The organism is Caldococcus noboribetus, assembly GCF_055389385.1.
This window is the reverse complement of the sequence record NZ_AP042475.1, coordinates 1,367,151-1,389,009: the sequence shown is the minus strand read 5'-3', so window position 1 is coordinate 1,389,009 and position 21,859 is coordinate 1,367,151. Positions and strand designations below refer to the sequence as shown.

The 21,859-nt window shown below is 59.3% G+C and carries 22 protein-coding genes and 1 pseudogene; 10 read left to right on the top strand and 13 right to left on the bottom strand.

Annotated features, from left to right (window positions below):
• The first annotated feature begins 71 nt into the window (after positions 1-71).
• Positions 72-1,217 (top strand): MFS transporter, encoded by a 1,146-nt coding sequence (locus tag ACZ5GQ_RS07405; RefSeq protein WP_498856504.1) that lies wholly within the window; start codon positions 72-74, stop codon positions 1,215-1,217.
• Here ACZ5GQ_RS07405 and ACZ5GQ_RS07400 read toward each other — a convergent pair.
• The 3 genes from ACZ5GQ_RS07400 to ACZ5GQ_RS07390 all read right to left on the bottom strand — a co-directional run bounded on the left by ACZ5GQ_RS07400 (position 1,214) and on the right by ACZ5GQ_RS07390 (position 3,697).
• A complete protein-coding gene (locus ACZ5GQ_RS07400; protein ID WP_498856503.1) occupies positions 1,214-1,792 on the bottom strand; it encodes a methylenetetrahydrofolate reductase in 579 nt (192 codons plus the stop codon). The two genes, ACZ5GQ_RS07405 and ACZ5GQ_RS07400, sit on opposite strands and share 4 nt — an antisense overlap.
• 219 nt (positions 1,793-2,011) lie before the next feature.
• On the bottom strand, positions 2,012-2,767 hold the full coding sequence (locus ACZ5GQ_RS07395) for a sulfite exporter TauE/SafE family protein (RefSeq protein WP_498857397.1): 756 nt from the start codon (positions 2,765-2,767) through the stop codon (positions 2,012-2,014).
• 81 nt (positions 2,768-2,848) lie between these two features.
• Positions 2,849-3,697: a geranylgeranylglycerol-phosphate geranylgeranyltransferase gene (locus tag ACZ5GQ_RS07390; RefSeq protein WP_498856502.1), complete on the bottom strand. Its 849-nt coding sequence runs from the start codon at positions 3,695-3,697 to the stop codon at positions 2,849-2,851.
• A 70-nt stretch (positions 3,698-3,767) separates the two neighbouring features.
• On the opposite strand from ACZ5GQ_RS07390, the gene ACZ5GQ_RS07385 reads away from it, so the two are divergent.
• Positions 3,768-4,673: a hypothetical protein gene (locus ACZ5GQ_RS07385; RefSeq protein WP_498856501.1), complete on the top strand. Its 906-nt coding sequence runs from the start codon at positions 3,768-3,770 to the stop codon at positions 4,671-4,673.
• Here ACZ5GQ_RS07385 and ACZ5GQ_RS07380 read toward each other — a convergent pair.
• The 4 genes from ACZ5GQ_RS07380 to ACZ5GQ_RS07365 all read right to left on the bottom strand — a co-directional run bounded on the left by ACZ5GQ_RS07380 (position 4,656) and on the right by ACZ5GQ_RS07365 (position 10,024).
• Complete coding sequence (locus ACZ5GQ_RS07380; protein WP_498856500.1) at positions 4,656-6,074, bottom strand: aldehyde dehydrogenase family protein; 1,419 nt, start codon at positions 6,072-6,074, stop codon at positions 4,656-4,658. The genes ACZ5GQ_RS07385 and ACZ5GQ_RS07380 overlap by 18 nt on opposite strands.
• A 12-nt stretch (positions 6,075-6,086) precedes the next feature.
• Entirely contained in the window at positions 6,087-6,599 is a 513-nt protein-coding gene (locus ACZ5GQ_RS07375; RefSeq protein ID WP_498857396.1) for a cob(I)yrinic acid a,c-diamide adenosyltransferase, read from the bottom strand.
• A 65-nt stretch (positions 6,600-6,664) separates the two neighbouring features.
• Complete coding sequence (locus ACZ5GQ_RS07370; RefSeq protein ID WP_498856499.1) at positions 6,665-8,803, bottom strand: ATP-binding protein; 2,139 nt, start codon at positions 8,801-8,803, stop codon at positions 6,665-6,667.
• On the bottom strand, positions 8,804-10,024 hold the full coding sequence (locus ACZ5GQ_RS07365) for a DNA double-strand break repair nuclease NurA (RefSeq protein ID WP_498856498.1): 1,221 nt from the start codon (positions 10,022-10,024) through the stop codon (positions 8,804-8,806). It abuts the gene before it with no gap.
• Positions 10,025-10,139: 115 nt separating this feature from the next.
• Between ACZ5GQ_RS07365 and ACZ5GQ_RS07360 the strand changes: the two genes are divergently transcribed.
• The 5 genes from ACZ5GQ_RS07360 (at position 10,140) to ACZ5GQ_RS07340 (ending at position 15,977) form a co-directional block, all read left to right on the top strand.
• The gene (locus tag ACZ5GQ_RS07360) at positions 10,140-10,808 is read left to right on the top strand and encodes a glycosyltransferase (RefSeq protein ID WP_498857395.1); all 669 of its coding nucleotides are present in this window, start codon (positions 10,140-10,142) and stop codon (positions 10,806-10,808) included.
• A gap of 131 nt (positions 10,809-10,939) precedes the next feature.
• Positions 10,940-12,817, top strand: coding sequence for an APC family permease (locus tag ACZ5GQ_RS07355; RefSeq protein WP_498856497.1), 1,878 nt, complete (start codon positions 10,940-10,942; stop codon positions 12,815-12,817).
• Positions 12,818-12,882: 65 nt separating this feature from the next.
• On the top strand, positions 12,883-15,057 hold the full coding sequence (locus ACZ5GQ_RS07350; RefSeq protein WP_498856496.1) for a glycoside hydrolase family 31 protein: 2,175 nt from the start codon (positions 12,883-12,885) through the stop codon (positions 15,055-15,057).
• A gap of 41 nt (positions 15,058-15,098) precedes the next feature.
• Positions 15,099-15,446, top strand: a complete 348-nt coding sequence (locus ACZ5GQ_RS07345; protein WP_498856495.1) for a DsrE family protein — start codon at positions 15,099-15,101, stop codon at positions 15,444-15,446.
• 48 nt (positions 15,447-15,494) lie between these two features.
• On the top strand, positions 15,495-15,977 hold the full coding sequence (locus ACZ5GQ_RS07340; protein ID WP_498856494.1) for a deoxyuridine 5'-triphosphate nucleotidohydrolase: 483 nt from the start codon (positions 15,495-15,497) through the stop codon (positions 15,975-15,977).
• Here the strand turns inward: ACZ5GQ_RS07340 and ACZ5GQ_RS07335 are convergent.
• The 5 genes and pseudogenes from ACZ5GQ_RS07335 to ACZ5GQ_RS07315 form a co-directional block, all read right to left on the bottom strand.
• Positions 15,972-16,097: a LysO family transporter gene (locus ACZ5GQ_RS07335; protein ID WP_498857394.1), complete on the bottom strand. Its 126-nt coding sequence runs from the start codon at positions 16,095-16,097 to the stop codon at positions 15,972-15,974. The genes ACZ5GQ_RS07340 and ACZ5GQ_RS07335 overlap by 6 nt on opposite strands.
• A gap of 34 nt (positions 16,098-16,131) precedes the next feature.
• A pseudogene (locus ACZ5GQ_RS07330) lies at positions 16,132-16,578 on the bottom strand (LysO family transporter); the annotation flags it as partial.
• Complete coding sequence (locus tag ACZ5GQ_RS07325; RefSeq protein WP_498856493.1) at positions 16,550-16,852, bottom strand: hypothetical protein; 303 nt, start codon at positions 16,850-16,852, stop codon at positions 16,550-16,552. The pseudogene ACZ5GQ_RS07330 and the gene ACZ5GQ_RS07325, both read right to left, overlap by 29 nt.
• Before the next feature lie 48 nt (positions 16,853-16,900).
• Positions 16,901-17,260: a hypothetical protein gene (locus ACZ5GQ_RS07320; RefSeq protein WP_498856492.1), complete on the bottom strand. Its 360-nt coding sequence runs from the start codon at positions 17,258-17,260 to the stop codon at positions 16,901-16,903.
• The gene (locus ACZ5GQ_RS07315; RefSeq protein ID WP_498856491.1) at positions 17,202-17,756 is read right to left on the bottom strand and encodes a hypothetical protein; all 555 of its coding nucleotides are present in this window, start codon (positions 17,754-17,756) and stop codon (positions 17,202-17,204) included. The genes ACZ5GQ_RS07320 and ACZ5GQ_RS07315 overlap by 59 nt, the downstream gene beginning before the upstream one ends.
• A gap of 155 nt (positions 17,757-17,911) precedes the next feature.
• On the opposite strand from ACZ5GQ_RS07315, the gene ACZ5GQ_RS07310 reads away from it, so the two are divergent.
• From ACZ5GQ_RS07310 to ACZ5GQ_RS07300, 3 genes are all read left to right on the top strand, one after another.
• Positions 17,912-19,420, top strand: a complete 1,509-nt coding sequence (locus tag ACZ5GQ_RS07310; protein ID WP_498857393.1) for a PINc/VapC family ATPase — start codon at positions 17,912-17,914, stop codon at positions 19,418-19,420.
• A gap of 62 nt (positions 19,421-19,482) precedes the next feature.
• Positions 19,483-20,541, top strand: a complete 1,059-nt coding sequence (locus tag ACZ5GQ_RS07305) for a HesA/MoeB/ThiF family protein (RefSeq protein WP_498856490.1) — start codon at positions 19,483-19,485, stop codon at positions 20,539-20,541.
• Positions 20,542-20,551: 10 nt separating this feature from the next.
• Positions 20,552-21,550 (top strand): pyridoxal-phosphate dependent enzyme, encoded by a 999-nt coding sequence (locus tag ACZ5GQ_RS07300; RefSeq protein ID WP_498856489.1) that lies wholly within the window; start codon positions 20,552-20,554, stop codon positions 21,548-21,550.
• On the opposite strand, the gene ACZ5GQ_RS07295 is transcribed toward ACZ5GQ_RS07300, so the two are convergent.
• Positions 21,528-21,677, bottom strand: coding sequence for a hypothetical protein (locus ACZ5GQ_RS07295; protein ID WP_498856488.1), 150 nt, complete (start codon positions 21,675-21,677; stop codon positions 21,528-21,530). The two genes, ACZ5GQ_RS07300 and ACZ5GQ_RS07295, sit on opposite strands and share 23 nt — an antisense overlap.
• Positions 21,678-21,859 lie beyond the last annotated feature (182 nt).

Sequence of the window (21,859 nt, the reverse complement as noted above, 5' to 3'; positions counted from 1 at the left end):
TAGGAGCACTGAGCGCTTGTCGTTATTTATTTGCCACAGCCAAGAGAGGTCCCCAGCGGCCGGTGCCGACAGTGAGTGGACAGCCGGACGATCAAGTAAGGTCACGAGGAGTGAGGAGGATATCGCTTTACAACCTGGTAAACGGCATGACTAGCAGCGCCTACTCCCCTTACCTTTCATTCATAGGGGCCTCCCTGGGGCTCTCGGGGTACACCCTTGGCATAGTCTCAACTGCGGGCACGTTCTTCACTAACATGGCGCAGTACTTCTCGTCAGTCACGAGTAGCAGGGCAAGGCTCCTGGTGCTTGAGGGAAACGTGGTGAGGAGCCTTGGCCTCTTCCTCATGCTGTTCTTCCTGAACAACCACGTCATATACACCCTGCTCGTGGCCGTGATCATGGCGGGCTCGGGCGTAAGCTCACTGGGGCTCTCCCTCCTGAGCGAGTACTACAGCAGGGGCAGCAGGAGCATACTTCTGTCAAGGATGGCCTTCTACTCGGCCCTGGGCTCACTTCCAGTCATAGTGGCAGGAGGCCTTTATATGGCCACTAACGTGGAGCTAGCCAAGTACATCTTTGTAGCGTCTGCAGTCGTGACCGCCCTCTCCACGTTCATAGTGTTCAACCTGCCCTACGACGAGCCTCAGAGGCGAAGGTCCCTAAGGCTCTCAGCCAAGGGCCTTGAGAAGTTCCTGACGTTTAACTTCATCTACATGATAGTGTGGTCCTTTGCCTGGCCTCTCTTCCCCCTCTCACAGATATACATCTTCAGGATGACTACTGAGCAGGTGGCCATAATAAACGTCATAGCCACCTCCTCAACAGTCGTCGTCCAGAGGTTCATAGGGGGGTTCATAGCCAGGAGGATGAAGCTCTCCATGTTCCTGGGCAGGCTCACCAACACGTTCTTCGCGCTGGCCTACGCGGTGTCGCCCAACATCTACGGCATATACCTATCCCAGCTCCTCGCGGGCCTGGCCAACTCCATAAACAACGTGGCCTACTTCTCATACCTAGTCGATAAAGCAGAGGACAAGAGGGCCGCCATAGGCACCTATAGCGTCGTCATGGGCGTGGGGGCCCTGATAGGGGGCGAGCTGGGCGGCTGGGCGTTCGAGTATCTTAAGGCGATAGAGGGCTACGAGTGCCTCAGGCAACTGATGCTATACACTGCTATAGCCAGGGCCTCGGCAGCCTCCCTCTTCCTGTTGCTCTAAAGCGCTGCCCTGGCCTCCCTGAGGGCGTTGACCTGGGAGTCGAGGTCCCTGGGGGAGGAAACTATGACCCCGTCCACCACCCCCCTGAGCCTCTCAACGGCCTCCCTGACCTCGTCCATAGTTACTAGCTCCTCCCTGGGTATAGACCTTAGAACGTCGGCGTTGGCGCTAGTGAGGAGCACCAGGTACACGTAGACCTTAGAGCCCTTGAGGTGGGCCTCCCTTGCGACCTCGCTCACAAGGCCCGAGCGCCAGGGCCTCGTTATCACGTAGAAGTCGGCGCCTGAGGACACCCTCCTGAGCACCTGGTCCATTGGCTTTGCGAGGCTCAGCAGGTGACCGACCTTCACCCTTATCCCGAGGGACCTTATCACAGCGGCCATGGCCTCGGGGTCAGTGTTGCAGGGGTCCCCGAGGGTGGGCCTGTCCCCTCTGAGCAGGAGGAGCCTCGAGATGCCGGCAGCCTCCATTGACATAGCAATGTTGACAACCCCAAGCGGACTGACGTCAAGGAGTCTTAGGTGAGCAATTATTTCAGCCCTACCGCCCAGGGCCGACCTAATGACTGCAGCCATGACCGGGGATGAAGGGGCCGTGCGCCGAGCGGGGCATCAGGCAAGTCAAGGGAGTCCGCCAGCTCCAGGAGCCTTGACGCAGCCCTTGTCATCTTCTCCAGGGACCTCTTGGGTGGCAGCTCGGCGATAAGCTCAAGGTCTCCCAAGGCTCTCGCCTTTCAGCTCTGCTTCGGGGGCTGCTATTATAAACTACAAGGCTGCTTAACTGCTCATAGGGTCTCAAATTATTTTGACTAGCTCACTTATAGTGGTCAGCACAAACACGCTTCCAAGGAACTTGTATATTGTTGACGACCTCATCCTGTTGGCCAGCCTGGCGAAGTATATGCCTGACAGCATGGCTACAACGCCTATTACTATCGACGCCATGACGTCAGACATCCCATCAGCTATGTAGGCCTCCGCCCCTGAGGCCGCGGACATGAACATAGCTAGGGTTGCGGTTCCTATCATTCTCTTGACCTCCATAGAGAAGAGCAGCATCATTATCGCTATGAACATTATTCCTCCGCTGGCCCCAAGGGTGCCGGTGACCAGGCCGACCACGAAGCTCAGGGCGGGCGCCAGGGCGTAGGAGGCCCTGCCAAGGCCCAGGTTCCTTACGCCCAGCGAGGGGTTCTTGGACCTCCTAAATGAGACGTAGGCCATGTATGCTGTGAAGGCCGAGAACGCTACCTCAAGGGCCCTGACGGGGGCCCTGAAGGCTATAGCTGAGCCCACCTGAGCTCCAAGGACCGCCCCAAGGCCTATGATCAGGGCCTTCTTAACGTCGACGTTCCTATGAGTGAAGTAAACATATATCACCGAGGTCGTAGTTATGACGTCAACCAGGAGGCTCGACCCTATGGAGTCCTTGAAGCTGAGGCCCAGGTAGGAGAGGGCTGGAACCACTATAAGGACGCCGCTTGATCCAGTTATCCCCGTGAGGGCTCCAACGGCGACCCCTATGAGCACGAGCGCGTACAGTGGTATTATGTGTGCCATTGCTCGGTCCAGGAAGGCTATAATATGTAAACCAACTCTTTAAAGTTTTTGTAAGTAATTAAACAGGTAACGTCAGCCTATTGCGCCAAGCGCAAAACCTAGCAGGGCCAGGGGGACTACGTAGAGCTCCATGTCCTTCACCCTTGTGGCGACATCCTTAGTGGGCGACCTGACGAGCCTCAGGGACTCATAGATGAACACCGCATCCACCACAGCTACTGGCACGCCGTAGTAGAGCGGGTTTGCTATTCCAAGAAGGGGAGGCAGCGGGCTGAGTGCCACCGCGGCCAGGTAAAAGGCCAGGGAGGCCGCGGAGGCCCTTTCAGGGCCGTGCACAACAGCTAGGGTCTTAACTCCGTGAATCCTGTCACCCTCAACGTCAGCTACCCCCTTCGCTATCTCCCTCCCGACCATGGAGAGGAATATCATGATGGTCTCAAGCACTATAGCCGTGTTGACCCCGCCCCCCATAAAGGCGCCGTAGAGCAGGGGCGATACCCCAGTGAAGGCGACCATGAAGTTGCCTGGGAGGCCCGTCCTCTTAGTTACAGCGTCGTAAAGCACTGCGTCAACGTAGGACACGGCGGCTATGATCAGCTCTGGGAGGCCCATAGCTGCTGAAATTGCCAGGCCTGTAACCGACGTCAGCGCAAAGAGGGCTTTGGCCTCAGCTACGCTCACCCTGCCTGAAGGTATGGGCCTCTCGGGCGAGTTTACCATGTCGATCCTAACGTCAACTATGTCGTTAAGTATCATGGCCGACGAGGTCAAAGTGTATGCCACCAGGAAGCCCATGGCAAGCGTGGCCGCGGGCGGAAGCCTGCCGTGACCAGCAACGAAGGCCCCAACTATCACTATGATTCCCATCATGACGCCATTTAGTGGCCTCATCAGCTCTGCGTAGGCTGCAGCCTTCGACAAGCAGGGCCCCAAGAACGCTGGGACTGTCCGCTTATAAGCTGTAATAGCTATCTACAACAGGGGACAGGGCTTGAGCGAGCTTGAGTCGCAGTTAGGCAACGCGGTGGCCAGGCTAAGGTACCCTGACGCCAAGACGTTCAAGTCAATAATAGACTCCCTCTCAGACATAATTGAGGAGGCATCGTTCACCATCACTAAGGATGGAGTTAAGGTCTCTGGGCTGGACCCAGCTAAGGTTGCCTACATAGAGGTGACCATACCTTACTCGAGCTTCCTTGAGTATGAGTTGTCTCAGGACTCCGTCACCATGGGGGCCAACCTGGCCTCCCTCTCTAAAGCTTTAGTGGACACCAAGAAGGGCAACAGCGTTGAGTTCAGGATCTCCCAGTCCCAGGTGCTTATAAAGGTCGAGGGCCAGGCCAGGAGGGTCTACCTGCTCCCAAACATAGAGGTGAGCAGCGAGATACCCGAGATGAAGCTTGAACATGACGCCGACGTCAAGATAATGGCTGACCCCTTCAGGAGGGCCGTTGAGGACGCCGGGGAGTTCGGAAACGCCGTAGAGTTTGAGGCCACGGACACGTACTTTGCGGTAAGGGCCAGCGGGGGCAGGCAGGCAGAGGCTAAGTTCCTCAGCGGCTCCGGCTCCCTGATATCGCTTGAGGTCAAGGAGAACGCCAAGGCTACCTATGATTACAGCTACCTCGACAAGGTCCTGTCGTTAGCTAAGGTCGCCGAGCAGGTGGAAGTGATGTTTAAGACCGACAACCCGCTCGAGCTCAGGCTTGACTCGCCCAGCTTCTCGGTCAGGTACGTGCTAGCGCCATACACTGGCGAGGCCGCAGGAGGGGAGGAGACGGGCAAGAGGTCAAGGAAGAGGAAGGAGAAGGCCGAGGAGGAGGCTGAGGAATCCGAAGAGGAGTCTGAGGGGGGCGAGGAGGAAGAGGGCGAGGGCTCCTCAGAGGAGGAGCAGTGAAGTCCTTGTCGTTGGAACCTCCGGCTCTCCGCCAAAGTATTTAACTGGGTCCCCAACGACGTGACATAAGGCCTTTAGGGCCTCAAATGAGTCGTCCCTTCCCCTTATTATCACCCCCTGCCTTGACTTGGAGAGCTGCAGCGCCGTGCTCACGCTGCCGTAAACTAGCACCGCTGTAGCGCCCTCAATCATGGCGGCCACCTGCAGGGCCTCTGAGCAGTCGTCGTAAAGGGACACGGACACTATAGGTGCCTGGACGTCAGTCCACAGGAGCTCCGCGCCCTTGGGCACGTCACTTATAACTAGCGGCGAGACGTAGTTGCCATTAACGTTGACTTCATTGGAGAGCTCCGCGCCCTTGGAGGCGGCGTCGTTTATGAGCTTCACGGCCCTGTCCACCAGGCCCCTGGTCCTAAGCGGCCCCACGTCCTTGCCCTCCAGCGGGCTCCCGACGCTGAGCTGTGACATGTAGTCCTCCATTGAGTCTAGGAGCTCCCTGCCAAGGCGCCTTGACGCCAGCACCCACCTCACGGAGCCGCAGGCCTGCCCAGCGTTGGAGACTGCGGAGTCCACTACCTGCCTTGCCAGGGACTCTATGTCGTTGGGCTCGCCGCACAGGAGAAGTGCGGCCCTCCCTGAGCAGTTGGCCACCACGTTGCTAAATATCCTGCTGACCGAGAGCCTGGTGAACTCCCTGCCGAAGAGCACTGTTGTCGCGGCGTCCTGCTCCGCCAGCCTGCCGTAGCCGTTCATGTTGATAAGGGACACGAAATCCCCTAGGTCGGTGTTCCTAAGTATTGCTATGGCGGCAGCCGTCGAGGCGGAGGCCCCCCAGGGGGACTTAACTACCGCAGGCATGCCGTTTGCAAGGAGCGAGGCGGCGCCAGCCATGGCGCCGAAGAAGGGCGACGTGAAGGGGGGCAGAACCAGTCCAACGCCCTCCCTAGAGTGAACGGTGGTCGAGGTCCACTCGCCGCTCATGTCAAAGTGAAGCCTGCCCGTGAGCGAGCCGCCCCTGGCGCTGGCCAGCTCCTGGGCCTGGGACAGTATTGCCTGCGAGGCCTCGACCTCCTCCCTGGCCTCGGAGAGCTTCTTGCCCGTCTCCATGGAGATGATTTTTGTAATCACGTCCTTATAATCATCTATGGAGTCGGAGACCTCAAGGAGCGACTCAACCCTGTCAGAGGGCGACATGAGCGAAAGCGAGTCATACCTGAGTCTAAAGGCTGGTGATGGGTCAGGTGGGACTGCGACGTAATATTTGAGCCCCAGTGGGGTCTCAACCCAGACCCTCCTTCCCTGCTCGCTCGCCTGCCCTCCAACGACGTACCTAACCCCGAGCCCGTCGCCCGTGACGAGGGCCTCGTCTATTGACTTTAGAAGTCCTGGGACCTCACTCAAAAGTAACACCTCTCACACGGGCTCCTCGGGGTAGCCCATGCTTGTGGCTACGTAGACTGCCAGGGCGAACAGGGCGCTGCTCAGCCTGTTAACTATCTTCAGGGCGAGAGGGTCTATCTTGTACTCCCTCGAGGCCCTTACCATGGCCCTCTCGGCCCTCCTGACCACCGCCCTGGCCACGTGAAGCGCCGCCGCAGGGCTTGGGCCCGCTGGCAGCACAAAGTTCTTGAGCGGGTGCCTGCCGTAGTAGTTATCTGCCATGTCCTCAAGCCTCCTCAGGTCGTCCTCTGTTACAGAGGCCTTCCCGGACACGGTGTAGCCTACCCTGAAGATTAGCCTCTGCAGGTACTCCAGGTCAGCCAGCACGTCAGTCATGTAGCTGGGGACCAGCGACCTGGCGAGCCCGACGAAGCTGTTGGCCTCGTCCAGGGAGCCCATGAGCTCCACGAGGACGTGATCCTTCGGGACCCTCTCGTTGAGGAGGCTGCAGTAAGTCGTGCCCTCGTCGCCCGTCCTGGTGAACACGTGGGACAAGCGCTTCCACCGCCTGGCTAAGGCCTGCCAGGGTAATAAAGGCTGGCCCACGGCCGCTAGGCAGAGATATCGTAGTGCATGGTCAGCGGCGTGGTCGTCTGGGCGAAGACGTAGCCCTCCCTGAAGGCGTAGCTTATGACGGCCATGTACCTGTCCTGAAGCCTCGGGAGGTACTGCTTCACCTCCTGCGGGAGCGACAGCGACTCAACCTGGGACTCCTCGCTCCTGAGCAATATCTTAGTGTTGGTGAGCTGTATGACTATGCTGTTGAGGTCCTTTGGGCTGTGGGTGCTGAAGACGAGCCCTATGCCCCTTGACCTTCCAAGCCTGGCTATCCTCGATATCATAGCTGAGACCTCGCTCACCTCCTCCGCCTCCTCCTTGGACCTCCCCTCGCTTGGGAAGAACTGGTGGGCCTCATCTATGAAGATAACTACCTCGGGCGAGTCCCTCTCCCTCCTCCTCCAGGCCTCGTGCTTCCACGCTATGATCCTCTCCAGCATCCTGTACGTGAGCACCCTGAGGGACTCGGGACCTCCCTGGGAGCTCTCGAGCCCCCTCCTGAGGTCAAGGACCACGGGCACCTGCAGCAGGTTGGCCTCCCTTACTATGCTCTCCCAGCTGGGCTCCCTCAGGACCTCGAGGCCCTTCTCCGAGACTATCATAACGTCCACGAACCCCGTGTCCAGCAGGGCCGAGACCCTCCTGAACAGGGCCTCAACGGTGCTCCTGTGCGGCATGAGCGACAGTATTGCCTCGGCGGTGAAGTTTACTGCCTCGTCTATCTTGACAGCGTTGGCCCTCCCCCTCTCGTCGTAGCCCACAAGCCTCAGGAGCGGTATGTCCTCAGGGCTCGCGGCCTCCTCAGGCTCTCCCCTGTTGGCCACGTAGTTGCTCATGAGCTCCCAGGCCATCCTCATGGCCTCATCCTCGCTTGGCATGCTCTTCCTGAGCTTCATCAGGGTGATCAGCAGCGCCGCCTGCAGGATCTCCATGGGCGGGTTAAACTTGAACTTGGCATTGAACTTCCTCCTTATTGAAGTCAGCATGCTCCTTGCCAGCTCACTTAGGCCTGGCATGAGGCTGACGAGCGAGTCGGTGGTGCTCTTGCTGGTGTCAATGAAGTATGGCACCAGGGCCAGCTTAAACGGGAGCCCCTGCGCCTCAAGGTATGTCAGGCCGGTGGAGTCGGAGACCTTGTACTTCAGGTTGGCCTCGGACTCACTCTCAAGGAGGGGAGCTATGACGTCCCTTATGTACTCTTTTCCGAGCTCCCTGAGGACGTCGACGTACTTGCTTCCCTCCCTTGAAGTCCAGAGCCCGCTGAGGACCTGGGCCGTTATCGGTAGGACCACCATCACTCCGGGGGGCGGCGACACCTTTGAGTAAACGTTCTCGTAGACTTCCCGGGGCTCCGGGGGCCTCTGGGGCTTCATGGGCAGCTGCACGAAGTCGTCGTTGAGGTCGACTATTATTGCAGTGAACCCCCTCCTTGGGTCGCTGTAGGCAGCAGCTATCATGTTCTTCAACAGTGTGGTCTTCCCGGCCCCGGTAGTGCCTATGATCAGTATGTGGTGCAGGAACGTCTGAACTGGAAGTTTAACTGGTATCCTGCCGCCCTCTATGAGGCCTCCTGGGGTAGCGAGGCTGCCGAGGACCACACCCTCCGAGGGCAGGTCCAACAGCTCCCTGAGTGTCTGGGGCGACGGAACAACCACGGGGGCCTGAGGCTCTATGCTCTTGACCGCAGGCCTTGGCGACGGGTCCCCGTCGCCCTTCTCCAGAACAAGCTCCCCCTCTATTATGGCGTCAGTTATGAGCCCCCTGGGCTCAACGCTGTTAACTATCGGGCTCACCGGGGGCTGAAGGCCCATCATGGCGAGCTCGTCCCTCCTGTTTATTGCTGTAACCCTCACAAGGACGAGCCTCAGGTCCTTGGGGTCTACTATGACCAGGTAGTCGCCAACCCTCTGGAAGGGCGCCTCCCTCTCCCTGTAGTACGTGGAGGGGTCTATGACAAACTCTATCCTTGAGCCCTCGCCTACCTTAACCTCGTTGAACCTGGAGACCCTGCCCACCAGCCTGCCAACGCTGTTGGCCTTTTCGTAGGCGGCTCTCAGCATCTGGTCTAGCTTGTCTACCTCGCTCTCGACCGCCTTGAGCCTGTCCAGCTGCAGCCCCCCGCTGTCAGGCAATTACTCCTCACCCTCCTGGGCCAGCCCCCTCAGCTCAACCTCGCTCTCGTAGCCCAGCCTGCCGCCCAGCCCCACGACCTCCTTGGCCAACAGGGCTCTTAAGGAGGAAGTCAGGGCCTTGGCCCTCCTGTCGCTCATGGAGACGCTCACTGGCTCAAGGCTCTCCCTGGCCAGGGAATCGCCAAGGAACGCCTGAAGCGGGTCCACGTTAAACTCCTCGAGCATGTTGAGCGTCTCCTCGGTGTACTCCAGTCTAAAGACCTTGGACCTCACGCCGAGCTTCTGCCAGGCGCTGGGCATCATAATTACGTACTCCACTATCTTCTCTATGCCGTCGCCGCCCTTAACTATTATCTTTGGGGTAACATATACCCTGCCAGGTACCTCGTCCACGCAGCCCAGCGACGCCAGCCTCTGTAATATCATAGAGTCGGTCTCTCCTGAAGCGGGGACGCCGCAGCTCTCAAGGAGCCTTGAGTAGGTGGGCGAGGAGGATAGTATGGAGCTCCTCTCAACCCTCTTGACAACCCCTATCACGGGGACGCCGGCTGACTCAAGCTGTTTGACGGCCTCGTACCTTTGAACCATGAGGTTACCGACCCCCTTGCCCTGGCTTATGAATATGGGCCCGTCAAGCATGACCACGGGCCTCCTGCCGGCCTCGGCGAACGTTCTGGCTATCTGCTCGACTGGGACCTCCATGGCCCACTTCTCGAGCGAGAGCCTGGCGTAGTCCGCAAGCTTTGATATAAATGACTGGGAGAGGTCTGAGGGGCTTGCAAGGACTGAGGCCACCCCCTCTTGCTCAGGCAGCTCAACGGCCCCGTGTGGCACGACATATATAAAGGGCGGGGGCGAGGCACCGCAGCTCATGGGCCCGCCGTAGAGCGAGGGATAGTCGCACAGCTCCACGGGCCCAGGCCCTGACACTGAAAGGGCCGAGAGCACTATGTCGGCGTAGGGCGTGGCCAGGAGCCTCGTGCTCGTGTCGACGCCTATGTGAACTATGTCCTTTGAGTAGCCTGGCACCCTCCTGGGCAGGAGAGGCCTTGAGGCCCTCTCGAACATGTCAACTGGCCCCCTGTCCTCATCGCTTGACGCCTCAAGTATCTCAGAGAGGCTAAGTGATGACCTGCCACTACTCCTGGAGCTGCTGCCTGGGTTCAACAGGTTCCTTGCAAGCTCGCCCAGTATCTCTGAAACAGACGGCGTGCTGCTCACCAGCTATGCTCGTGGTAATAACGTTACAGTAATACCTAATAAAGAGACTCCCCTCCGGGTACGGCTATTATTCCCTGAAACTGGAGGAAAGTAATACGGAAGAACCTTGATCTCCGTGGTCACAGCCGCCTACAACGAGGCTGAGAACGTCCCAAAGCTCGCTGAGAGGCTCAGAGGCTCGCTGAGAGGCTATGACCATGAGATCATATTGGTTGACGACAGCTCCCCTGACGGCACCGCGGCGGTGGCAGCAAAGTACTTTGACAGGGTCATAGTTATGGGTAACGTGGGCCAGACGGCGAGCCTCCTGGAGGGCATCAAGGAGGCCCTGGGGGACGTGGTGGTTACCATAGACGCGGACCTAGAGAACCCGCCTGAGCTCATACCGGGCCTTATCAAGGCCGCGGAGCGCATGGGGTGTGACGTGCTAGTAGCCTCAAGGACGTGGCTCCCAAGGCCCGCTGAGGTGATGGCCTCAGCCACCCTTGGAAGGCTCCTGGGAGTCAGGGACCTCTTCTCAAACTTCAGGGTCTTCAGGAGGTCCCTCCTGGCGGACTATAACATTAAGCTTGGGGAGACCTTTGGGTGCGAGCTGCTGGCGGCCTCAAGGCTCAGGGGGGCTAAGGTCTGCGAGGTGCTTTACAGGCCGCCCCCGAGGAGGCGGAGCCCCAGGATTGGGGGAACCGTTAAGGCCAACGTCAGGGCGACGCTCGCCTGGCTCAAGTGCATGTACTTTTACCTCGGCCTCTCCGCGGCGAAGGCCCTAGGCCTAAACGCGGTATAAGTGGTGTTACATTAGAGCTCTTCTTCTGTGGGATAGATGCTCTTGTTAAGAAAGCATTTCATAAACCAGTGTAGCCAATGCAGTAATGTTTAAAAGACTACTTAGTGGGACCCACGCTGGTGTTTTAGTGCATGAGCAGTGAGGAGAGGGTTCAGAGGGCGGAGAGAACAGACAGACAGCTCAGGAGGTCCCTGTCGTTCATAGACATAACTGCGCTGGTCTTCGGCGCCCTGGTGGGAAGCGGGTGGCTCTTCGCCTCCTACTACACCGCAATGGCTGTAGGCCCCGCGGCCTTCATTTCATGGATCGTGGCCGGAGTCCTCATGCTCTTCGTTGCCCTGGCCTTTGCTGAGCTCTCAGCTGCTATACCTAAGTCGGGCTCTATAGTGAGGTACCCTCAGTACACTCACGGCAGCTTCGCGTCCTTCGTGCTCTCATGGTCATACCTCGTGGCATCACTTAGCGTCGCCCCGGCCGAGGCCATAGCCGTGGTGACTTACCTAGCCATCTTCTTCCCGTGGCTTTACACCACCAAGACCACGCCCCTGGGGAGCGTCACGGTGCTCACGGCCCCTGGCGTTGCCATAGCCTTTGCGCTGCTGACCGCGTTCTTCCTGATAAACTACTACGGAGTTAACATCATGGGCTCAACTAACACATTCCTGACGTACATAAAGTTCGTGGTGCCCGTGATCACTGTGCTGCTCCTCCTTGGCCTTGCGCTGCACCCGAGGAACTTCAGCACACCGTCATTTGTGCCCTACGGCACGGCCCCGATCATAATGTCTATATCGACTACTGGCATAGTGTTCTCATACCTTGGGTTCAGGCAGGGCCTTGACTTTGCCGGAGAGGCCAGGAACCCGCAGAGGGACGTGCCGCTCGGAACCATACTGGGCTTCGTGATGGGCATAATAGTCTACGTGCTCCTCCAGGTCTCGTTCACGGGCTCAATACCGTGGTCAGCGCTCCACTTAAGTCCCGGCAACTGGACGGGCCTCTCCGCCACGCCAATCTCGGCGGCCCCATTCTTTGAGGTCGCGAGGCTCTCAAGCTCCTCAGCCCTGAAGTGGTGGAGCTGGGGAATCATGTTAGGCGCCATAGTGGCACCCATAGGGACGGGCCTGATATACATAGGCACGGTGTCAAGGGTTCTCTACGGCATGTCAACTAACGGCAGCGTGCCGGAGACCTTCATGAAGCTCAACAAGCACAGGGTGCCGTGGATAGGGCTGCTCATATCATGGCTTATAGGAGCCCTCTACCTTCTGCCGTTCCCCTCGTGGGCCTACATAGCCAGCCTGACCGTGTTTGCCACGGTGTTCACCTACACCATAGGCGGGGCGGCGGTACCCGCGCTCAGGAAGCACGCGCCTGAGATAAGGAGGCCGTTCAAGCTCTGGGCCCCAACAGTCATGGGAGGCATAGCGTTCATAGCTGCCTACATGATAGTCTACTGGGCAGGCTTCAGCACCATGTGGATAGCCGTCCCGCTTGTGCTGGCGGGCCTGCCCATCTTCTACATTTACGTGGCGCCGCGCTGGTATAAGGTTAGCAGGTCGCTGGGAGCTGCCCTTGGCGTGATCTACTGGGCCGTGCTGGCGGCCACCACGTACTTCCTTATTTACAAGGGCATAGTGCTGCCCTGGGCCTCGATAGGCTATGGGCCGCTGCCGCTTAAGCCCATATACCAGCTGGACTTCTGGGCCTTCGTGCTAATTAACCTGGTCACCGCGGTTGGCTTCACGTTAGTGATATACTACAAGGGCAACGATGAGCTGAGGCACGAGATAAACTCGGGCTGGTGGGTCATAGCTGCCCTCTTCGTAGGCCTCGTGCTAGTCTTCTACGGCACCCTGGGACCCTTTGGGTCCAACGCGCCCATAGGCTATCCCCTTGACGACATTAGCACCGCCGTGGTGGCGGCCATACTTTACGTGTTTGCGTTGTTCAGTGCGCGTAGGACCAAGGACCTCGAGGCCCTGATACAGGCCCTCAAGGGCCCCTGACCTCGTCTGATTGACGTAGGTCCTTTTATTTGCATTCAAATAGCTGTTTTGTCCAGGGACCCTAATTGCCCACGTTTAGGTTTGATGAAAGCAAGTTCAGGGCGATAAGCTTCCTCCCGTCCTCCAACAGGGCCTTTGTGGACGGCTGCATAGCGAGCGACTCTGGCAGGATATGCATTTCGCAGGTCAGCGAGAGAACCATAAGGATAGCCGAGCCTGATGCCAAGGACTTCAGGGCCCAGCAGGCGGGGTCTCCTGAGCTAACCGTTGGGGAGTACAGGCTGCAGCTCCTACCCCACATAAAGGTGACCCGCGGTGGCGTGACCGTATTTGAGGAGTGGGAGCCAGATGACAAGCTTGTGCGCGGCGCCAACAGGACGTGGGTCGATCCGCTCTTCGCCGACGTGAGGCCCACCGAGAGCTGGCTCAGCTACCGCACCATAGTCACAGGCAAGGTCACGTGCTCCGACGGCAGGGTGTGCAGCTCCTTTGCCGTCTCCCTCAAGCCCGGCGAGCCCCTCTACGGCCTCGGGGAGCACTTCGGGCACATAAATAAGAGGGGAGGCGAGTTCATAACGTGGGCCGCTGACGCGCCCTCCACGCCAAATTACGCGACTTACGTGCCGGTGCCCTTCATATGGTCGCCCAGGGGCTGGGGACTCCTGGTAAACACTTACTCCCCGGTTTACTTCGACCTCGGCAAGAGCTCATATGATAGGCTCCTGATCATAGTCAGGGGGCCCCTGGACCTCTACCTCTTCCTCGGAAGCCCCAGGGAGATACTTGCAGAGCTATACAAACTGACGGGGGTGCCCAAGGCGCCGCCGCCCAAGTGGAGCTATGGCTTCTGGCAGAGCAAGTGCGCCTACTACAGCCAGGACGAGGTCCTGAGCGTTGCCAGGGAGCTGAGGAGCAGGGGCTACCCAGCTGACGTAATTCACATAGACCCCCCGTGGGAGGGCAACTGGAAGAAGTACAGGTGCGACACGATAGACCTTGAGTGGGACACCTCTGCCTTCCCCGACCCCAAGGGCCTCGTGGAGGAGCTGCACAGGATGGGCTTCAGGCTGTCGCTCTGGATGAACCCCTACATAGAGCCTGGAACCAGGCTGTGGGCAAGGCTTGAGAAGTACATGGTCAAGTCCAAGCTGGGAGGCCTTGCAACCCCAGCGGCTGACTGCCAGAGGAGGGAGGGGGCGGGCATAGTTGACCTCACGGACCCTGAGGGCTTCAGGGCGTTCAAGGAGGCCCTCAAGGACCTGGTGCTCCCCTACGCGGACGTGATAAAGGCAGACTACGGCGAGGCCGTGCCTGAGGAGGCGGACTTCAGGAACGGCATGAGCGGCGAGGAGGCCCACAACTACTACCCGCTCCTCTACATGAAGGCCGTCTACGAGGCTACCGTGGAGGCCAAGGGCTACGGCATAGTGTGGGGCAGGTCGGGCAGCACCGGGGTCTGGGCCTACCCCCTGAACTGGGGCGGCGACGTGCCCTCGAGCTGGGAGGGGCTCAGGCAGGCCATAAGGGGGCTGCTCTCGTACCACGCCAGCGGCGCCTTCTTCGGCTCCTTTGACGTGGGGGGCTTCATAGGGAGGCCGAGCGACGAGCTGTACCTAAGGTTCCTCCAGGCCGGCGTCACTGTCAGCCACGTGAGGGCCCACGGCGTGACTGACAGGGAGCCATGGAAGTACTCGCCCAAGGAGACCCTAGCCGCCCTTAAGCTGCGCTACAGGCTGCTGCCCTACCTCTACTCAGAGTCGTGGAGGTCCATAGAGGAGAGGGTGCCTCTGGTGAGGCCCCTGCCGCTTGAGCACCCAGATGACCCCAACACCTATGACATAGATGACGAGTTCTACCTCGGCTCAGCCCTGCTTGTGGCCCCGATAGTTGAGGAGGGCCAGACCAGCAGGAGGGTCTACCTGCCCGAGGGCAAGTGGATAGACTACTTCACGGGCAAGGAGTACGAGGGCGGCAGGTGGGTCACGATATCCTACGACTCCCTCGACAGGTTCCCGCTGCTGGTCAGGGAGGGCTCAGTGATACCGCTGCTCGGCGCAGAGGTTGACCACGTGCCTGACGGCCACTTCAGCCCAGTGGAGTTCCACGCGTTCAAGGTCACGGAGGCTGAGTATCCCTACTACGATGACGGGCTCAGGGCAACCGTCAGGTGCAGGGGAGGCACCTGCTCGGCTGATGGGATGCCGGCCGACGTCAGGTACGCGTTTGTCTACCACAGCTGAAGCGTTTAATCCTGCTGGGCACTCAGGTCAGGGCGACGTGCATGGTAAAGATATTTGTAATATGCACGGCTGGAAGGGATGACATAAACAGGGTTAACATGGCCATAAACTTCGCCCTCGGCGCCAGGAAGAACGCCGGCGCCGAGGTGTCGTTCATGTTCCTCGGCAGGGGCGTCGAGTACCTGATGAAGAACGCCGCCAACGCCGACGAGGTAAGGAAGCAGGTGGAGCAGATGAAGCAGGCGGGCATAGACGTCTCCTACTGCAGCGTCTCTGCCAAGGGGCTGGGGCTGACGCCCGACATGCTGATAGAGGGCGTCGAGCCTGTTATGGGCGGCGTGCACACGGCTAAGAAGATACAGGAAGGTTATGAGGTCGTCTCCTTCTGAGCCGCCACCTCTCCGCTTCTTTTAGGCCTCAGCCCTTAGGTATCCTAGGTGCAGGCCTTGGCTCTCCCAGGCCACGTGGCCAGGTCTTACGTCAGGGACTCCAAGGATGAGCAGGTCCAGCCGGCGGGCGTTGACATAAGGCTAGGGGAGGTTATGGAGTTCCTCAACGAGGGGGAGCTGAGGGCAGGCTCCAAGAGGCTCCCCGACGTCAGGCCCGTGAGGCCCGTGGAAGGCCTTTACAGGCTCCAGCCCGGCGCGTATAAGATAAGGTTCCTTGACGTCGTCACAGTTCCCCCAGACGCCGTCGGCATCTGCTACCCCAGGAGCACCCTGCTGAGGATGGGGGTCACAATATCGTGCGCCGTGTGGGACCCCGGCTACACGGGCAGGGGAGAGGCGCTCATGATAGTGGCTAACCCACACGGCGCTGTGATAGAGCAGGGTGCCAGGGTGGCCCAGATGGTGTTTGTCAGGCTTGAGTCAAGGCCCTTGTCGCTCTACAGCGGCTCGTACCAGGGCGAGAACCTATAGCCTGACCACTGCAGGTATTATAATAGGAATTAGCAGCGTAAGCACCACGCCCTGGACCAGGCCCTCTAGGCCCGCCTCGGGCCCAGCGTACCTGGTTATGACGCCCAGGGTCGTGTCCATCGAGGTCTGCGCCCCCCATGACCACGGAGCCCTCCCCTATGAGCCTGTCAATCGCGGGGAACAGGGCAAGCGTCAGGTCCTCCCTGAGCTGGTTCGCCACAAAGCCCACGACGCCCATTGATGGGCTGAAGAGTGACAGAAAAGGCCCTGTAAAGGAGTACCAGCCCGAGCCGAGGGCTGCTGCAACGGTGAGCCTAAGCGGAAGGCCCAGGAGTCTACCAATTGCCAGCCCCGCAACCACGTCGCCCGCTATGGCGGCAGCTGTGAAGAGGAGGCCAACCGAGAGTATCCTCCTGCCGGCCCTGGCGAGCCTCCTCCACGAGAGGCCCACGTAGGCCCCGGCGATCGCAACAACTATATACAGGAACAGGTAGGCGTAGGGGAGCACCTCGTCAGGCCTTGGCCTTATCAGGGCCCCTAAAGCTATGCCAAGTACAAATGCCGATGCGGTCCTAACCGCTGCCCTTAGCTCTTCCCTCAAGCCTCCTCAGCCCCCACTCAGCCATGTAGGCCCCCAGCAGGCCTGGAATGACCGCTATTAGCAGGGAGGCGATCGTTATGCTTATCGCGCTCCTACCTATGGAGAGCACCTCGGAGCCAACTATAAGGCCCATTGAGAAAACCAGGGCCAATATGAACACCGTCGAAGTCGTGTCAAGGGCCTTCAGGTGGTTCACGCCTTTGACCTCCAGCGAGAGGCCGACAATGAAGCCTATAATCAAAGAGAGGTAGAGGATTTCCTCCAGGTACTCCACAGCAACCCCTAGGGAGGGGCCGAGGAGCTAGGATTAAAAGGATGTGCGTCAGGCGTAGCCTAGCCTCCTGTAGAGCTGGGTCGCCTCGTTCAGGTGCTTCTTGCCTATCCTCATGTGCTCCCCCATCTCAACAAGTATGTCCATTCCAGCTATGAGGCTTTCAAGCGTTGCGTGTGACGTGTATATCCTCCTTATCTCGTCCTCGCCGGCCTTGTATATTAACATGGCTGGGGGCTTCGAGGCGTCATATACCGCGAGCTCTGCGGGTCTGTTGGGCTCTATGAGCGTCTCCTCAAGCCCCGCCAGCTTCCTGAGGGACTGGCTCATGGAGAGCACGTCCCCCAGACTCTCAAGTCCATAGCCTCCCCTGCCGCTCAGCACCAGGTGCTCCCTGTCGCCGTCCTCCACCTGGCCCCCTGGGCACTCCTTGTCGCCTATAGTAACTAGCCCCCTCAGTATGGGCTGTATGGAGAAGGCCTCGGTGCACGAAGGCCTGGCGACCCCGTAGAAGCCGCCTATCCTGCGCCAGATCAAGGGCAAGGGAACTTGAGAGGCTCTCTACCAGGGCGGTTGTCACCCCCATCATGTGGAGCTCGTAGACCCCCGGCAGGGACGCCGTGAAGAGCTCCTCCTCGTTGAGCCTCCTGTAGAACTCTATCCTCTCCGTCAGCGAGGGCCTCGCGTACCTCATTGGGTAGGCGGCTACGTCGGCCACAGCGGTGAGCCCAGGGACCACGACCCTGCCCTCACCGCCTATCACCAGGGTGGCGTCCTGTATGTCATCAGGGGCCGGCTGGGGCCCCACGTCCTTTATTATACCGTCCTCTATGTAGACGTAAGAGTCCCTTATGAGCTCCTTGCCCGTGTAGACGGCCGCCGCATTAATCAGCACTGTGAGGGTCATCTTTCATCCAAGCTCTCTTGGTTTTCGGTGGGTAATTACGCGTGTCGGCCCGTCCTTCTATTGAGGAAGTCCTCAGCTACGTGAGAGGTTAAAATCGCTGGACTTTATGCTTACAACAGTGGACTAAGGGGCCAGATGGGTTGAGCGGCGAGCCGATGACATACGTGGCAGACGTGGACTCCATAGTCGACGGTAGCCTCAGGAAGCTCATGGAGTCAGGCAAGGTAACGGGCAGGGTAGTCATACCGAAGGGCGCAGTCGACTACTTCTACTCAGAGGCCAAGGCGGGCAGGAGCGTGGGCTTCACGGGCCTCCAGGAGCTTGAGAGGCTGACCAAGGAGGCCCTCAAGGACGTAACCATAGAGGTCTCAGCCGAGATAGAGGGCGATAACTACGAGAGGCTCAAGCTGTCCGTGAGGGACTACGCGCTGAGGCGCGGGGCCGTCCTTGTGACCAGTGACCCCATACAGGCCCAGGCGGCCCAGTTCACGGGCGTCAAGGTGCTGTACACGGGCATGCCCAGGGAGGGAAAGCTCAGGATAGAGGAGTACTTCAACGAGAAGACCATGAGCGTCCACCTCAAGGAGGGGGCGGCCCCGCTGGCCAAGGTAGGGAGGCCCGGGAGCTGGCTCTTCGTGAAGCTCTCGGATAAGCCTCTCGAGAGGTCAGAGCTTGAGGAGATGGCCAGGGAGATAATTGAGAGGGCGCTGACCACAAGCGATGGCTTCGTTGAGATAGACAGGAGCGGCTCCACCATAGTTCAGCTGGGCGACTACAGGGTAGTCATAACTAGGCCCCCGCTGAGCGACGGGTGGGAGATAACGGCCGTGAGGCCAATAGCTAAGCTCAAGCTTGAGGACTATAACCTCCCGGAGAAGCTCATGGACAGGCTGCTCTCAAGGGCCGAGGGCATACTCATAGCGGGGTCGCCAGGCGCCGGCAAGACTACGTTTGCCCAGGCCCTGGCCGAGTTCTACGCCAGCAGGGGCAAGGTTGTTAAGACCATAGAGTCCCCGAGGGACATGAGGCTCCCGCCGTCAATAACCCAGTACTCAAAGAACTATGCTGACATGACGGAGCTCCACGATATACTGTTGCTCTCGAGGCCTGACTACACCGTGTTTGACGAGATGAGGGACGATGAAGACTTCAAACTATACGTGGACCTAAGGCTGGCAGGCATAGGGATGATAGGCGTAGTCCACGCCACGACGCCCATAGACGCCGTTCAGAGGCTTGCCACCAGGGTGGAGCTCGGCATGATACCCAGCATCGTCGACACTGTAATATTCATAGACAGCGGCCAGGTCAGCAAAGTATACGAGCTCGGCATAACTGTCAAGCTGCCGACGGGCCTCAAGGAGGAGGAGCTTGCCAGGCCAGTGGTGGAGGTCAGGGACTTCCTGACGGGTGAGCTTGAGTACGAGATGTACACCTTCGGCGAGCAGGTGATGGTCATACCTGTGGGCCAGAGGAGGTCATCGCTCAGCATAGAGGACAAGGTCTCAAAGATAGTTCCAGGTGCTGAGGCAGAGGTCAGGGACGGGGCCCTGATAGTTAAGCTCCCCAGGAGGGCCAACCTGAGCTCAAGGAAGGTCAGGAGCCTCAAGAAGCTCGCCAAGGAGGAGAACCTGGACCTGAGGTTCGTGCCGCGCGAGGACTGAGCCTGTCAGGCCGTTTACTAACGCTCAAAAACTCGCTAGGCCAGGCCCTAGCTGGGAGCTTTATGGCCTCAGCTGGCGTTGCGGAGATCCTCTCAAGGTTCTCGAGGGAGGCCCTGGTAAAGGGGATAGGGCAGGAGGGAGTCAAGAGGCTGAGGGAGTCAAGGGTTGCAATAATAGGCTGTGGGGCCCTCGGCTCCACGGAGGCGGAGCTTCTGGCAAGGTCAGGGGTAGGGTTCCTGAGGGTGGTGGACAGGGACGTAGTTGACTACACAAACCTCCACAGGACCCACATGGTAGGCGAGGCCGAAGCTGAGCAGGGGGTCCCCAAGGCAATAGCATGCAGGGACGGCGTGGCGAGGATAGACAGGTCCGTGAGGGTTGAGGCCTTCATAGACGACGTGGACTCGGACAACATAGAGGACATAGTTAAGGACGTTGACATAGTGCTTGACGGCACTGACAACATGGACACCAGGTTTGTTATAAATGAGGCGACAGTCAAGTACAACAAGCCCTGGGTCTACGCAGGCGTGAACTCCTGGTATGGCACGGTGATGTTTATAGAGCCCGGCAAGGGGCCCTGCCTCAGGTGCCTCATACCTGAGGGCCATGAGGGACAGCAGGCCTCATGCGATGTCATACCTGCCATAGGCACCGTGACAACGATAGTCGGCGCTATGGCAGCTAACATTGCTATAAGGTACCTGGCCGGCGACAGGCCTGAGCCCGGCGTCCTGTACTCCATAGACGCCAGGGAAAACACCATAGAGAAGGTTAAAGTTGAGAGGAACCCCTCGTGCCCCGTCTGCGTTAAGAGGGAGTTCAAGCTCCTCTCGAGGCCCCCAAGGGTTGGGGTTATCAGCAAGGTCTGCGGCAGCGAGGCCTTCAAGCTCAGGCTCCCGGCTGACGCGCCTGAGCCCCAGGACCTGGCGTCCAGGCTCTCAAACAGGTTCAGCTGGGTGATCTCGAGGCCCAACTACGTCAAGGTAGTCACCAAGGAGGGCGTCAGCGTCACGGTGCTGGGCAGGAGGGTAGTTGTTATAGAGGGCGCCATGAACGAGAGTGACGCAAGGAAGGCCTACGACGAGGTGGCGGAGGCCGCGGGGCTTCCCACATACTGAGGCCTGAGCCTTGACCTGGAGGCTCGTGTGCCCCAGGTGCGGCTTCAGGGGCGAGGAGGGTAGGTACTACCACAGGTGCCCAAGGTGCGGCTCGCCGCTCGAGTTCGAGGGGGAGAAGCCGAGGTATGGGAGGCTCCTCGGCGAGGGGTCGACCCCCCTCGTCTACAGGGAGACCCCCCTTGGCCCTATAGGCTTCAAGCTTGAGTACGTCAACCCTACCGGGAGCTTCAAGGACAGGGGGGCCTCCTACTCGCTTCAGCTGGCCAGGGACCTGGGCTACAGGTGCGTCGTGGAGGACTCGAGCGGCAACGCCGGCATCTCCACGGCAGCCTACGCCTCATTCCTTGGGCTCGAGGCCATAGTTGCGGTGCCGAGGACTGCGGCCCCCTCCAAGAAGTCCATAATATCGTCGCTGGGGGCGAGGGTTGTCGAGCTTGACAGCAGGGAGGACGCAGCGAGGTACGCTGAGGCCATGGCAGGTAAGTGCTTTTATGTTGCTCACTCGACCAGCGCCGCCTTCCTCGAGGGAATGACGTCCGCGGGCAGGGAAATGCCGGAGGGCTCCGCCGTGGTAGTGCCCTCGGCCAGCTTCTCACTTTTCCTTGGCATCTGGAGGGGCTCCGGAGGTAAGGTTAAGTTGTACGCCGTGCAGGGCGTGCAGAGCGCCACCCTCAGGGGGCTTGTGGAGCCCCTGGCTGTGGGCTCGGGCAGCACCTCTTCATTAGCTGACGGTTTAGTGCTCCCCTCGGCCCCCAGGGCCCAGGAGGCCGCTGATGTCATAAGGAGGAGCGGGGGAGGGCTGGTGCTGGTATCTGACAGGGAAATAGCAGAGGCCACCCGTGACCTCTGGTCCATGGGGCTCATGGCCGAGCCCACCTCAGCGTCAGCCTACGCCGCGCTGAAGCTGTTAAGGGAGGCAGGCGTTGACGTGAGCGGCTTCATAGCCGTGCTCACGGGCAGCGGGCTGAAGTTCTACGACCTGGTGTCTAGGCTCCGCACCTTGACTTGAGATCCTCGACGCACGACCTGACGCACTCGGCGAAGTCCTCCCCTCCCAGGCTTGTCGCCGCGCACCTCTCCCTGCAGACCTCAACCACGTGGCCCCTGATGAAGGAATCGCACTCGTCGGAGCCCATAGTAGGTCGTGTTACTAGCTCCGGAGACGTTTATTAATTTTTGTATACAGTATTACTATGGTATTTTCAGGTAAATATTAGGAGAAACCTTTTTTAGGCTTTTAGAGTTCTATTAAATATTTGGAGAAAAGGTGAGAAAAATGGAGAGGGGGTATAGGCAGGTAAACAGGCAGAACCAGAGG

What these genes read in the sequence shown, in the direction of transcription:
- ACZ5GQ_RS07400 (WP_498856503.1), bottom strand. Translation starts at nt 1,792, where the DNA reads ATGGCTGCAGTCATTAGGTCGGCCCTGGGCGGTAGGGCTGAAATAATT.
- ACZ5GQ_RS07355 (WP_498856497.1), top strand. Translation starts at nt 10,940, where the DNA reads ATGAGCAGTGAGGAGAGGGTTCAGAGGGCGGAGAGAACAGACAGACAG.
- ACZ5GQ_RS07345 (WP_498856495.1), top strand. Translation starts at nt 15,099, where the DNA reads ATGGTAAAGATATTTGTAATATGCACGGCTGGAAGGGATGACATAAAC.
- ACZ5GQ_RS07335 (WP_498857394.1), bottom strand. Translation starts at nt 16,097, where the DNA reads ATGGACACGACCCTGGGCGTCATAACCAGGTACGCTGGGCCCGAGGCG.
- ACZ5GQ_RS07315 (WP_498856491.1), bottom strand. Translation starts at nt 17,756, where the DNA reads ATGACCCTCACAGTGCTGATTAATGCGGCGGCCGTCTACACGGGCAAG.
- ACZ5GQ_RS07310 (WP_498857393.1), top strand. Translation starts at nt 17,912, where the DNA reads ATGACATACGTGGCAGACGTGGACTCCATAGTCGACGGTAGCCTCAGG.
- ACZ5GQ_RS07305 (WP_498856490.1), top strand. Translation starts at nt 19,483, where the DNA reads ATGGCCTCAGCTGGCGTTGCGGAGATCCTCTCAAGGTTCTCGAGGGAG.
- ACZ5GQ_RS07295 (WP_498856488.1), bottom strand. Translation starts at nt 21,677, where the DNA reads ATGGGCTCCGACGAGTGCGATTCCTTCATCAGGGGCCACGTGGTTGAG.